This window comes from Kitasatospora sp. NPDC058406, from assembly GCF_042722765.1.
In the GTDB taxonomy this organism is placed as follows: Bacteria; Actinomycetota; Actinomycetes; order Streptomycetales; family Streptomycetaceae; genus Kitasatospora.
On sequence record NZ_JBHXKE010000269.1, the window covers coordinates 1 to 11,881 of the forward strand.

The 11,881-nt window shown below is 75.4% G+C and carries 12 protein-coding genes; 7 read left to right on the top strand and 5 right to left on the bottom strand.

From position 1 onward, the window contains the following. Positions 1-288 precede the first annotated feature (288 nt). Positions 289-1,143: a class I SAM-dependent methyltransferase gene (locus ACFWOG_RS34820; RefSeq protein WP_380363268.1), complete on the top strand. Its 855-nt coding sequence runs from the start codon at positions 289-291 to the stop codon at positions 1,141-1,143. 6 nt (positions 1,144-1,149) lie between these two features. Here the strand turns inward: ACFWOG_RS34820 and ACFWOG_RS34825 are convergent, their stop codons facing one another. Further along, entirely contained in the window at positions 1,150-1,809 is a 660-nt protein-coding gene (locus ACFWOG_RS34825; protein ID WP_355408826.1) for a TetR/AcrR family transcriptional regulator, read from the bottom strand. Between the two features lie 232 nt (positions 1,810-2,041). Between ACFWOG_RS34825 and ACFWOG_RS34830 the strand changes: the two genes are divergently transcribed. The 3 genes from ACFWOG_RS34830 to ACFWOG_RS34840 all read left to right on the top strand — a co-directional run bounded on the left by ACFWOG_RS34830 (position 2,042) and on the right by ACFWOG_RS34840 (position 4,619). Continuing rightward, positions 2,042-2,800 (top strand): SDR family oxidoreductase, encoded by a 759-nt coding sequence (locus ACFWOG_RS34830; protein WP_380363271.1) that lies wholly within the window; start codon positions 2,042-2,044, stop codon positions 2,798-2,800. A 77-nt stretch (positions 2,801-2,877) separates the two neighbouring features. After that, positions 2,878-3,645, top strand: coding sequence for an SDR family NAD(P)-dependent oxidoreductase (locus tag ACFWOG_RS34835; protein ID WP_380363288.1), 768 nt, complete (start codon positions 2,878-2,880; stop codon positions 3,643-3,645). Continuing rightward, complete coding sequence (locus ACFWOG_RS34840; protein WP_380363274.1) at positions 3,642-4,619, top strand: NADPH:quinone oxidoreductase family protein; 978 nt, start codon at positions 3,642-3,644, stop codon at positions 4,617-4,619. The genes ACFWOG_RS34835 and ACFWOG_RS34840 overlap by 4 nt, the downstream gene beginning before the upstream one ends. A gap of 66 nt (positions 4,620-4,685) precedes the next feature. On the opposite strand, the gene ACFWOG_RS34845 is transcribed toward ACFWOG_RS34840, so the two are convergent. After that, positions 4,686-5,576, bottom strand: a complete 891-nt coding sequence (locus ACFWOG_RS34845; RefSeq protein WP_380363276.1) for an NAD(P)H-binding protein — start codon at positions 5,574-5,576, stop codon at positions 4,686-4,688. Between the two features lie 126 nt (positions 5,577-5,702). Between ACFWOG_RS34845 and ACFWOG_RS34850 the strand changes: the two genes are divergently transcribed. Next, positions 5,703-6,125 carry a helix-turn-helix domain-containing protein gene (locus ACFWOG_RS34850; protein ID WP_355408832.1) on the top strand — a complete coding sequence of 141 codons (423 nt, stop codon included), beginning with the start codon at positions 5,703-5,705 and terminating at the stop codon, positions 6,123-6,125. A gap of 123 nt (positions 6,126-6,248) precedes the next feature. Here the strand turns inward: ACFWOG_RS34850 and ACFWOG_RS34855 are convergent, their stop codons facing one another. The 3 genes from ACFWOG_RS34855 to ACFWOG_RS34865 form a co-directional block, all read right to left on the bottom strand. Continuing rightward, positions 6,249-7,544 carry an alpha/beta hydrolase family protein gene (locus ACFWOG_RS34855; protein WP_380363279.1) on the bottom strand — a complete coding sequence of 432 codons (1,296 nt, stop codon included), beginning with the start codon at positions 7,542-7,544 and terminating at the stop codon, positions 6,249-6,251. Positions 7,545-7,762: 218 nt separating this feature from the next. Further along, complete coding sequence (locus ACFWOG_RS34860) at positions 7,763-8,974, bottom strand: acyl-CoA dehydrogenase family protein (protein ID WP_329880849.1); 1,212 nt, start codon at positions 8,972-8,974, stop codon at positions 7,763-7,765. A gap of 3 nt (positions 8,975-8,977) precedes the next feature. After that, entirely contained in the window at positions 8,978-10,018 is a 1,041-nt protein-coding gene (locus tag ACFWOG_RS34865) for a phosphotransferase family protein (protein ID WP_380363282.1), read from the bottom strand. 167 nt (positions 10,019-10,185) lie between these two features. On the opposite strand from ACFWOG_RS34865, the gene ACFWOG_RS34870 reads away from it, so the two are divergent. After that, positions 10,186-11,274 (top strand): hypothetical protein, encoded by a 1,089-nt coding sequence (locus tag ACFWOG_RS34870; protein WP_380363284.1) that lies wholly within the window; start codon positions 10,186-10,188, stop codon positions 11,272-11,274. 63 nt (positions 11,275-11,337) lie between these two features. Continuing rightward, entirely contained in the window at positions 11,338-11,853 is a 516-nt protein-coding gene (locus tag ACFWOG_RS34875; RefSeq protein ID WP_380363286.1) for a hypothetical protein, read from the top strand. Positions 11,854-11,881: the final 28 nt, after the last annotated feature.

The following is an 11,881-nucleotide window of genomic DNA, read 5'->3' on the forward strand; positions in this document are numbered from 1 at the left end:
TTTAACACCCAAAAGAGGCAAACCGCGTGGTCAAACTGTTGGGGGGGTTGGTTTTTTTTTATATGACACGGCGCGCGCCCGGGGGGGGGGGTACGGGGGGGGGGCGTTGGCCCCGGTCGACGGCCCGCCCGTCGCCCACCCTCCGCACCCCTACCGCCCGCGCTCCCGCCGTCCGCACCCCTCGCGCCCGTCGCCCGTCCGGCCCCACCGGACCGGCGACCGCCCCCACCCGTCGGTAGCGTGGCCGGGACGGCAAGGGCAGCGAGCAGCGGAAGGCGGGCGGGAGCGATGGTCAGCGACATCGGCGGCGAACTCGATCTCACCGGCCTGCGACGCGTCTACGGGCGGCCCGGCCACCGGCTCTTCTACGCGCTCGTCTGCCGCAACGCCCGGCACTGGGGCTGGACCGAACCCGGCCAGTCCAAGTGGCGCTGCTGGCAGGCACAGCGCCGGCTGGAGGCCGTCCTGGGCCGCAAACTCGCGCTGCCGCCCGGCTCGCGCGTCCTGGACGCCGGAGCCGGCTCCGGCGTGGTCGCGCGCCGGCTCGCCGGCCGCCTCGGCCTGCGGATCACCGGCGTGGACGTCCTGGACTTCCACGTCCGCGAGGCACGCCGGCTGAGCGCCCTGGCCGCGCTGGAGGAACGCACCACCTTCAGCTGGGGCGACTTCCACGAACTCGACTACCCGGACGGCTCGTTCGACGGCGTCTACTCGATGGAGACGCTCTGCCACTCCTACGACCCGGCCCGCGCGCTGGCGGAGTTCCACCGGCTGCTGCGCCCGGGCGGGCGGCTGGTCCTGCTCGGCCCCGTCGGGTTTCCCGCGGCGGAAGTCCCGGCGGACAAGCGGGCGTTACTGGAGCCGTACCTGGACGCGATGACGATGGTGGGCGCGAAGCGCTACGACACCCGCTCGCTCGGCGGGCTGATCACCGACGCCGGCTTCCGGATCGAGGAGGAGCTGGACGCCAGCTCCTACTACCGGCCCACCACGGAGGCGCTGTACGCCTACTTCCGGATCCCGTACGCGGTGCTCCGGCGGTTCGGGGCGACCGAACAGTGGCTGGCGCTGCGGTCGACGGTGGAGATGTACGCGCTCCGGGACCACATCGCCTGGCTGGTGCACACCGCCGTCAAGCCGTGAGCCGGCTCACGGCCCCGGCGTCGACGAACCGGCCCCCGGCAGCTGCGCGCCCAGCATCCTGAGCACCAACTCACCGTACCGGCGGCCCAGTTCCTCGGGCGTCTCACTGCTTCGGTCGGTGTACCAGCGGGACACGTCGATGCCCAGCGAGGTGACCGCGCGGGCGGCCGTCCGCACCTCGCCGACCTCGAAGACGCCCGCCGCCAGGCCCGCCTCGATCAGCCGGGTGACCTCGCGCTCGATGTCCAGGCGGAGCGCCGCGACCACCGCGTAGGCGTCCTCGGGGAGCGCGTGCAGCTCGTAGTTGACCACCCGGCCGACCGTCCGGGCCCGGGCGTGCCAGGCGGTGAACTCCTCGACCAGCCGCCGCATCCGCGTCACCGGGTCACCCTCGCCGGCCACCGCCGTCCGGACCAGCGCGAGGGTGGCGGCGTGGCCGACCCGGCTGATCTCCGCCAGCAGCGCGGCCTTGGACGGGTAGTGAATGTACAGCGCGGCCGGGCTCATCCCGGCACCGGTGGCGATGTCCCGGGTCGTGGTCGCGTGGAAGCCGCGCTCGGCGAAGGACTCCACGGCGGCCCGGAGCAGCCGGTGCGCCGCCTCGGGGCGGGTGTCGGCGCCACCGGGCAGCGTGGGCCAGAGCTCGGCGATGGGCGTGCTGGTCATGGCGCCATCCTCGCAGATCGGTCGTACGGACATTCGCCCCGCAGGAGCCCACAGGAGCCCGCAGGAGCCCACGAGAGCCGGCTCGGGCGGGACGGACCTGCGGCCCGGGACCGGCGGCCCGCCCCGGCCCGACGGCTGTTGACAGGGTCACCCGCCGACACCATGCTAAGCAAGCGCTTAGTCACGGCCGTGCCGAGCCGCGCACAGGGCCGACCCCCGCCGAGAGGACCCCGTGGTGCACTCCTTCAAGGGCCAGGTGGCCGTCGTCACCGGAGCGAGCCGGGGCATCGGCCTCGGCATCGCACGCGAGCTGGTCGCCCGGGGAGCCAGGGTCTGCCTGACCGCCCGCACCCCCGGACCGCTCGCCGAGGCGGTCCGCGGCCTGGGCGGTCCCGAGGTCGCCGTCGGCGTCCCCGGCAAGGCCGACGACCCGGCCCACCAGGAGGAGGCCGTCACCCGCACCCTGGAGGTCTTCGGCAGGCTCGACTGCCTGGTCAACAACACCGGCATCAACCCGGTCCACGGCCCGGTGCTGGCCACCGACGAGGCCGCCGCCGCCAAGATCCTCGCCGTCAACGTGCTGGCCCCGCTCGCCTGGACCCGCCGCGCACACGCCGCCTGGATGGGCGAGCACGGCGGCTCGGTGGTCAACGTCGCCTCCGTGGCCGGCATCCGCGCCTCCCTCGGCATCGGCATGTACGGCGTCTCCAAGGCCGCGCTGATCCGGCTCACCGCCGAACTCGCCGCCGAACTCGGCGAGCAGGGCATCCGGGTCAACGCGGTCGCGCCGGCCGTCGTCAAGACCAGGTTCGCCGAGGCCCTGTACGAGGGCCGCGAGGACGAGGTCGCCGCCGCCTACCCGCTGGGCCGGCTCGGGGTCCCGGAGGACGTCGCGGGCGCCGTCGCCTTCCTGCTCTCCCCGGACGCGGCCTGGATCACCGGCCAGACGCTCGTCGTGGACGGCGGCGTCACGCTCGGCGGCGGCCTGTGAGCCCGGACCCGGGCCGGCACCCGGCCGCCGACCCCTCGCCGCACGCCGCCGCGCCCCCGTACGCCGGCCAGGGCGTGGTGGTCACCGGCGCCGGGCGGGGCATCGGCGCCGCCGTGGCCCGTGCCTTCGCCGCCGCCGGCGCCCACGTCGTGGTCAACGACCTCGACGCCGGGGCCGCCCGCGCGGTCGCCGCCGACTGCGCAGGCACCGCCGTCCCCGGCGACGCCGCCTCCGCCGAGGGGCTGGCCGCCCTCGTCGGCGCCGCCCGGACGGCGCTTGCCGAGCACGGTGCCGAGATCGACGTCTGGTGCGCCAACGCGGGCGTCGCCCCGACCGGCGGCGCCGACGCACCGCCCGCCGCGTGGGCCGCCGCGTGGGAGGTCAACGTGCTGGCCCACGTCCGGGCCGCCGAGCTCCTCCTCCCCCGCTGGCTGGAGCGCGGCACCGGGCGCTTCGTCGCCACCGTCTCGGCCGCCGGGCTGCTCACCATGCTGGGCTCGGCCCCGTACGCCGTCTCCAAGCACGGCGCCCTCGCCTTCGCCGAATGGCTGGCCGCCACCTACCGGCACCGCGGCCTCCGGGTGCACGCGCTCTGCCCGCAGGGCGTGCGCACCGCGATGCTGGACGGCACCGGCCCGGTCGGCGCGGCCCTGCTCGCACCCACCGCACTGGACGCCGACGACGTCGCCGAGGCGCTGCTGGACGGGCTGGCGGCCGACCGCTTCCTCGTCCTGCCGCACCCCGAGGTCGCGGAGTACACCGCCGTCCGGGCGGGCGACCCGGACCGCTGGCTGGCCGGGATGAACCGGCTGCAACAGGGACTGGAGAGGAGAGGAGCACTGTGAGGGCCTGGCAGGTCAGGGAGTTGGGCGAACCGCGTGAGGTGCTGCGACTCGCCGGGGGCGTCCCGCGGCCGGTCCCCGGACCGGGACAGCTGCTGGTCCGGGTCCGGGCCGCCGCCGTCAACTTCCCGGACGCGCTGATGGCACGCGGCCAGTACCAGGTGCGCCCGCCGCTGCCGTTCACACCCGGCGTGGAACTGTGCGGCGAGGTCGTCGGCGCCGACGGACCGTGGCGTCCGGGCGACCGGGTCATCGGCACCCCGTTGCTGCCGCACGGCGCCTTCGCCGAGTACGCCCTGCTGGACGCGACCGCCGCCTTCCCCGCTCCCGCGGCGCTGGACGACGCCGAGGCCGCCGCGCTGCACATCGGCCACCAGACCGCCTGGTTCGCCCTCCACCGCCGGGCGGCGCTGCGCCCCGGCGAGACGCTGCTGGTGCACGCCGCGGCCGGCGGGGTCGGCAGCGCCGCCGTCCAGCTCGGCCGGGCAGCCGGCGCGCGGGTGATCGCGGTGGTCGGCGGGCCCGGAAAGGCCGCCGCCGCCCGGGAGTCGGGCGCCGACCTGGTGGTGGACCGGACGGCCACGGACTTCGTCGCGGCCGTCAGGGAGGCCACCGACGGCCGGGGCGCCGACGTCGTCTTCGACCCGGTCGGCGGCGAGGCGTACACCGGCTCCACCCGGTGCGTCGCGTTCGAGGGCCGGATCGTGGTGGTCGGCTTCGCCTCCGGGCGGATCCCGGAGCCCCCGCTCAGCCATGTGCTCGTGAAGAACTACACCGTCCTCGGCCTGCACTGGGGCCTCTACGCCACCCGTGACCCGCAGGCGGTCCGCACCGCCCACGAGGAGCTCACCGCACTCGCCGCCGGGGGCGTGGTCCGCCCCGTGGTCACCGCCCGCCTGCCGCTCACGGAGGCGGCCGACGCCGTCCAGCGGGTCGCCGACGGCACCACCACCGGACGGCTGGTGGTGCTGCCCTGACGGCGCGGGGCGGCCGGGACTCCGCCGCCCCGGCCGTCACCGCCCGTCGGCGCCCCGCCGACCGGCTCAGCCGTCGGCGCCCCGGCCCGCCGCGCCGGCGGCGATCACCTCCAGGACCGGACGGGGGCGGCGGCCGAGCAGCGCCGCGAGGTCCCCCGGCCCGCCCGGCCCTGCGAGGAAGCCGTGCGCGACGGCCGAGTACGTGCCGGCCGTCATCGGCACCTGGAAGGACTCCGCACCGGAGGCCACGACGGCCGCCCGCAGTTCGGCGAGGGACCCGGGCCGGTACTCGACCGGCCGGTCCCCGGCCCGGCTCAGCGCCGCCGCGACGTCCGCGCCGCCCACCGCCTCCTCGCCGACCAGTTCGTAGACCCGCCCCGCGTGCCGGGCCGGCGCCAGCGCCACCGTCACGGCCACCTCGGCCAGGTCCTCCCGTGCGACCGCCGCGAGCCGTCCGTCGCCGAGCGGTGCGGTGATCACACCGTGCCGGTCCGGAGCGGCCAGGGCGCCCAGCAGCTCGGCGTAGAGGCCGTTGCGCAGGATCGTCCAGCGCAGCGTCGCCGACGCGCGCAGCCGGCGCTCGGTCCAGCGGTGGGCCAGCGCGTAGGCGAGGTGGTCGCCGTCACCGGAGAGGCTGGTGTACACGACGTGCTCGACCCCGGCCCGCTCGGCCGCCTCGACGGCCGCCCGGTGGCGGGCGATCACCACGTCGTCCTCCCCGTAGCCGGCCGAGATCAGCAGCAGCGTCCGCACGCCGGCGAAGGCCTCGTCCAGGGTCTCCGGCCGGTCGAAGTCCACGGCCCGGACCGGGACGCCCGGCACGGTCACCCGCTCCGGGTTCCGGGTCCCGGCCACCACACCGCCCGGGCCGTTGTCCGGCCCACCGGCCGACAGCCGGGCCAGCCGCTCCAGTACCAGGGCGCCCAGACCGCCGTTGACGCCGGTGACGAGAAGCATGGTTCCTCCGTGATCGAGAAGCGGTCGGCGGACGCCGACGGTCCGCCCCGGGCCGGCGGTCCCCGCCGCGCCCTGCACTGCGTCCATCCTCGATAACCTGGGCGTTCGGCGTAAGGAGGCACTTGCATGTCAGTAGGGCACACCGGCATAACCACCCCGGCCACCGCCCGTCCGGTGGTCTGGTGCGAGGACGGCGTGGACTGCGGCATCCGCGGTCTGCTGGACCGGCTCGGCGACAAGTGGTCCGTCCTGGTGGTCGTCGAACTCGCCCAGGGCGTACGGCGGTTCCGCGAACTCCAGCGCGCCGTTCCGGGGATCTCGCAGCGGATGCTGACGCTGACGGTCCGCCGGCTGGAACGGGACGGCCTGGTGTCGAGGACGGTCCACCCGACCGTCCCCCCGCAGGTGGACTACGAGCTGACGCCCGTCGGCCACAGCCTGACCCACCTGGTCCGCGCCATGGTGGACTGGTCCTACGACCACCACGACTCGATCCTCGCGTCACGGCAGGACTGGGACGCCGCCAACCCGGACTCGGACATCCGGTAGCCCGCCGGGAGCACCGCGCGAGGCCGGACGGGACCGCAACGGCGCACGAGGCCGGACGGCGGTCGCCCCCCGGCCCGCCCGGCCCGCCCCCCGGCCCGGCCCGGCCGCGGTACGCGCGGAGGGTCAGCGCGCGTACTCCATCTCCGGGAACCTCGGCGACGGCCCGTCCAGCAGGTGGTCGTCGTGTCCGCGCAACCAGCGGTCGAGGAACGAGGCGACGTAGGACCGGGTGGCGAGCACCGCGCGGTCGGGGCGGACCTCGCCCACGTCGCCGCGCAGGGCCTCCGCGGAGACGGCGCCCTGCCGGGCGAGCTGGGGCAGCAGGGACTGGGCGTCGGTGTAGGAGCCGTGCCGGGATCCGGTCAGGGTGACGTCGGCCTTCCAGCCCCGGGTGTGCTGCCAGAACGAGGCCCAGCCGGGCTGGTTCCGGTAGTCGCCGGAGTCCGGGCTGCCCGTGCCCATCAGCAGGAACGGGCGGTCGAGGCCGTTCTCGGCCACGCTGCTCAGGTGCACCCCCGTCCCGTCCGGGCCGGGGAAGTGCAGCTGACCGTCCATGTTCACGCCGGCCTTGATCCGCGGGTCGTCGTGCATGCTCTGGGCCGCGGTGAACCCTCCGGCCGAGTGGCCGACCATGCCCACCCGGCCCAGGTCCAGCGAGCCCGCGAGGGCCGCCGGCAGCCGCCCGTCGGTCCGCAGCGCGCCCAGCTCGTCCAGGACGAAGCGGGTGTCGTCGACCCGCGTCTGCAGGGCCTTGCGGAGCAGCGCGCCGATGTCCAGACCGGGGCGGCCCACCATCGCCGGGAGCACCGAGGTGGCCAGGGCGCCCCCGGGGAAGGCCACTTCGGAGGCTTCGTAGGTGTGGTCGACGGTGACGACGACGTAGCCGCGCGAGGCGAGGTCCTCGACCAGACCGGTGCCCCACGTCCGGGGGTCGCCGAGCCCGGCCGAGTACAGCACCACCGGGCGCGGGCCGGCTCCGGGCAACGCGGGCGCGTCCTGCCGGGCGTGCGTGCGGACCCCCGACCAGTCGGTGCGGCCGGGCTCCGTACCGTAGTTGAAGACGGACGCGCCGCCCGTACCCCCGAAGTGCTCGGCCGCACGCGGCACCATGTAGCGGGCCGGCTGCTCGTTCCCGGACACCGGACGGGTGGCCGGGTACCAGAGGCTGATCATCAGCTCGCGGGCGCGGTCCGGCTGCCACGGGTCCTGCCGCCCGGCGTCGGTGAGTCGCAGCGAGGTGGTCCCGACGGCGTACGGCCCGACGGGCCGGGGCAGCCAGGCCCGTGCCTGGCGTTCCGCGGCGGACGGCGCCGCCGCCGCGGCCACCGCCCCCGTGCCCAGGACGGCCGTCGCCGTCGCGGCCACCAGTACGGCGGCGATCCCCGTCCGCACGCCCCCTCCGTGTCCCCGCTTGCGCATGTCTCCCCGCTCCCCGTTCCGTGGGACCGCCGCCGACCGGCCGGCCCGTACCGCGACAGTACGGCCGGGCGGCGCGGGGGGCGTCATACCGCGGAGCCAACCCGCCGGGTGCTACCCGGGTATGACATCCGATGACCTGCGCGGACGCGCGGCGCACGGCACCCGGGCGGCGCAGCCGGGCACCGGTGCGTGCCTGCGCCCGCTCCTCCGGCCGGGGCTCACCGGTACCGCTTCAGCTCCCGCCGGGCCAGCGAGCGCTTGTGCACCTCGTCCGGCCCGTCCGCCAGACGGAGGGTGCGGTTGCCGGCCCACAGCTGCGCGAGCGGGGTGTCCTGGCCGACCCCGGCCGCGCCGTGCGCCTGGACGGCCTTGTCCAGGATCCACTCGACGGTGCGCGGCGTGGCGATCTTGATGGCCTGGATCTCGGTGTGCGCGCCGCGGTTGCCGACGGTGTCCATCAGCCAGGCGGTCTTGAGCACCAGCAGCCTCAACTGCTCGATCCGGACCCGGGACTCCGCGATCCAGTCCTGGATCACGCCCTGCTCGGCGAGCGGACGACCGAAGGCCACCCGGTCGAGGGTGCGGCGGCACATCAGCTCGACGGCGCGCTCGGCGGTGCCGATCGCCCGCATGCAGTGGTGGATCCGGCCGGACCCGAGCCTCGCCTGGGCGATCGCGAAGCCGGAGCCCTCCTCCCCGATCAGGTTGCCGACGGGGACCCGGACGTCCTCGAAGTCGATCTCGGCGTGCCCGCCGTGCTCGGCGTCGTCGTAGCCGAAGACGGTCATGCCGCGCCGGACGGTCACGCCCGGGGTGTCCCGGGGCACGAGGATCATGCTCTGCCTGCGGTGCGGTTCGGCCTCCGGGTCGGTCCTGCCCATCACGACGAGGATCCGGCACTCGGGGTTCATCGCTCCGCTGATGTACCACTTGCGGCCGTTGACCACGTAGTCGTCGCCGTCGCGTTCGATCCGGGTGGCGATGTTGGCGGCGTCGGAGGAGGCGACGTCGGGCTCGGTCATCGCGAAGGCGGAGCGGATCTCGGCGTCGAGCAGCGGTTCGAGCCACCGCTCGCGCTGCTCGGCGGTGCCGAACTGGGCCAGCAGTTCCATGTTCCCGGTGTCGGGCGCGGCGCAGTTGAGTGCGGGCGGGGCCAGCTGGGGGCTGCGCCCGGTGATCTCGGCGAGCGGGGCGTACTGGAGGTTGGTGAGGCCGGCGCCGTGCTCGCCGGGGAGGAAGAGGTTCCACAGGCCCTGCTTCCTGGCCTCCGCCCGCAGGCCGGCGACGACCGGGGGCACCGCCCAGGCGGGACGGTCCGGGTCGGCCAGCTGGGCGGCCAGCACGGACTCGGCCGGGTACACCTGGCGGTCCATGAACTCCGTCAGCCGGTCGACGAGTTCGAGGGTCCGGTCATCGTGGGCGAAGTCCATCGTTCAGCGCTCCTGGGGTGCTTCGAGAGTGGCGAGGCCGTGCTCGACGAGGACGGGCGCCATGGTGCCGGCCCGCTCGAACCCGGCCCCGAGGGTGCTGCCCTGCCGGAACCGGTAGTGGATGCCCTCCGCGACGACGGCGAGCTTGTACGAGGCGAAGGCGACGTACCAGTCGAGGTCGGCGGCGTCCCGTCCGGTCGCCCCGGCGTACCGGGCGGCCAGGTCACCGGCGTGCGGGAAGCCCGGGGCGGTGGCGGCGCCGGGGATCAGGCCACCGCCGGCACCGGCGAGCTGGGTGTACATCACCAGCAGGCCGACGTCCGTGAGCGGGTCGCCGAGGGTGGACATCTCCCAGTCCAGGACGGCCGCGATCCGGTCCCCGTCGTCGATCAGCACGTTGTCGAGCCGGTAGTCCCCGTGGACCAGCGCCGGGGCCGGCGAGACCGGCCGGCGGGCGACGAGCAGCTCGTGCAGCCGGTCGATGCCGGGCAGGTCACGGCTGCGCGAGGCGTCCAGCTGGGTGGACCAGCGGCGCAGTTGCCGCTCCAGGTAGCCCTCCGGGCGCCCGAAGTCGGCGAGCCCGGCCTCCGCCGGATCGATCCGGTGCAGCGCGGCGAGGGTCTCCACCAGCGACAGGCCGATGGCGTGGACGCGCCCCTCGCCGAGTGCCGCGAGCGGCGCGGCGTCCCGGTGCGCGGTGCCGGGCACGTACGCCATCAGGTACCAGGGCGCGCCGAGCACCTCCGTACCGGGGTCGAGGTGGAGCGTGGCGGGCACCGGCACGCCGGTGCCGTGCAGGGCAGTCATCACCCGGTGCTCACGGCCCATGTCGTGCGCGGTGGCGAGGACGTGCCCGAGCGGCGGCCTGCGCAGCACCCAGCGGGAGCGGCCGTCGGTGAGCCGGTAGGTGAGGTTGGAACGGCCGCCCTCGATCAGCTCGGCCCGCAGCGGGCCGTTCACCGTGCCCGGAAGCACCCGGTCGAGGTGGGCGCGGAGCCGGCCCAGGTCGAGCCCGGGCGGATCGGCGGGGTGGTTCTCCGGCACGGGCTCTCTCCTCGTCGGCCGTCGGCGGCCCTTGGCGGCCCGTCGGCTCCTTGGCCGGTCGGCCTGTCGGCCCGGTGGCCTGTTGGCGATCCACTGACTAAGCGCTTGCTTAGCATTCAGCCGACCGCGTTCACCTGTCAATCCCACCCGCCCGCCACAATGTGCCCATGAGGTTGATCCACACCGTGGCCGGCGTGCTGCTCCTGCTGCTCACCATCGGCAGCATCCTGCGCACGCTGGTCGTGCCGCGCGGCCTGTACTCCTCCCTTGTGCACGGCCTGTGGCGGGCTCTGCGGTCCGTCCTGCGGCTGACCGCCGCCCCGTTCGGCACCTACCGGGCGCAGGACCGGACGCAGACCTGGCTGGCCCCGCTGATGCTGCTCGGCATGCTGGGGGTCTGGCTCGGCGCCATGCTGACCGCCTACACGCTGATACTGCACGGCACCTCGCGACTGGACTGGTCGGTCTCCTTCCGCGAGGCCGGCTCCAGCCTGCTGACCCTCGGCTTCGCCAGCGGCGACCGGCTCCACCTCTCCGTCATCGACTTCCTCGCCGCCGCCAGCGGCCCCCTCGTGATCGCCCTGCAGATCGCGTACCTCCCCACCCTCTACGCCGCCTACAACCGCCGCGAACTGGAGGTGACGCTCCTGCAGTCCCGGGCCGGCGAACCCGCCTGGGGTCCCGAACTGCTCGCCCGGCAGGCGCTGGTCGACACCGAGACCGCCCTCCCCCAGCTGTACCGCGACTGGGAACGGCTCGCCGCCGACCTCGGCGAGAGCCACTCCAACTACCCCGTTCTCATCTCGTTCCGCTCACCGCAGCCCGAGCGCAGCTGGGTGGTCGGCCTGACCGCCGTCATGGACGCCGCCGCCCTCCACCTCGCGATCGCCCCGCGCACCGCCCCGCCCGAGGCCCGCCTCGTCCTGCGGGCCGGCTTCACCGCGCTGCGCGACATCGGCCGCTCGCTGCGCGTCGACTTCGACCCCGACCCGTCCCCCGAGGCGCCGATCCGCCTCGGCTACACCGAGTTCGACGCCGCCGTCGCCCTGATCGCCGCCGCCGGGTTCCCGCACGAACGGCCCGCCGCCGAGGCCTGGCCGCACTTCCGCGGCTGGCGGGTCAACTACGAGCACCTCGCCCACGAGCTCGCCCGCCGCAGCGACGCCGTCCCCGCCCTCTGGACCGGCCCCCGCGACTTCCGGGCGCCGACCGTGCCTCCGGCCCGCCCCACCGACCGCCGCCCGGACGTCATCTGACGCCCCGGCCGCGACGGGGCGTCCGCCCTTCCCCGGACCGGCTGCTTCGGCGATCATGGCGACATGAGCAGCGGTGCGAACAGCCGGTCCGCGCAGAACCGGAGCCGTGACGACGGCGACTCCCGTCCGGGGTGGGCCGAGACGGTCGAGCTCCGGACCGTGGACGCGGGCGGTCTGCTCCGGCCGGTCACCGTCCACCTCGGCGCCCCGTCCGTCGCGCGCATCGCCCTCCTCGACGGCGACTCGCTCACCGAGTTCGGCGGGGCCGACTACCGCGACTGCCTCACCCGGGCCCGGCGCCTGCTGGAACGGGAAGGCCGGCTGCTGTGCTGCCAGGGGGCCCGCCCGAACGTCCACCCGTCCGGGCAACTGCTCCAGTTCTGCAATGGCCGGGAGGCGTACGTCCTCCACCCGGAGGGCCGGGTCGGGCCCCCGGAGACCGTCGACGTCTTCGCCCCGGCCCCGCCCGGGGACGTCGTGAGCCTCGACGACCAGCGGGCGGCGATCGTCGGCGCCTGGAACGCGCGGCACCCGGCGAACCCGATCCGAACCCACCCGGATCCCGGCGCCCCGAGCTGAACGCCGCGTGCGCCGGACCGCTGCTGCG

Excerpts from the sequence above, each read along its gene's own strand:
- ACFWOG_RS34820 (WP_380363268.1), top strand. The coding sequence starts at position 289 with ATGGTCAGCGACATCGGCGGCGAACTCGATCTCACCGGCCTGCGACGC.
- ACFWOG_RS34825 (WP_355408826.1), bottom strand. The coding sequence starts at position 1,809 with ATGACCAGCACGCCCATCGCCGAGCTCTGGCCCACGCTGCCCGGTGGC.
- ACFWOG_RS34845 (WP_380363276.1), bottom strand. The coding sequence starts at position 5,576 with ATGCTTCTCGTCACCGGCGTCAACGGCGGTCTGGGCGCCCTGGTACTG.
- ACFWOG_RS34850 (WP_355408832.1), top strand. The coding sequence starts at position 5,703 with ATGTCAGTAGGGCACACCGGCATAACCACCCCGGCCACCGCCCGTCCG.
- ACFWOG_RS34855 (WP_380363279.1), bottom strand. The coding sequence starts at position 7,544 with ATGCGCAAGCGGGGACACGGAGGGGGCGTGCGGACGGGGATCGCCGCC.
- ACFWOG_RS34860 (WP_329880849.1), bottom strand. The coding sequence starts at position 8,974 with ATGGACTTCGCCCACGATGACCGGACCCTCGAACTCGTCGACCGGCTG.
- ACFWOG_RS34870 (WP_380363284.1), top strand. The coding sequence starts at position 10,186 with ATGAGGTTGATCCACACCGTGGCCGGCGTGCTGCTCCTGCTGCTCACC.
- ACFWOG_RS34875 (WP_380363286.1), top strand. The coding sequence starts at position 11,338 with ATGAGCAGCGGTGCGAACAGCCGGTCCGCGCAGAACCGGAGCCGTGAC.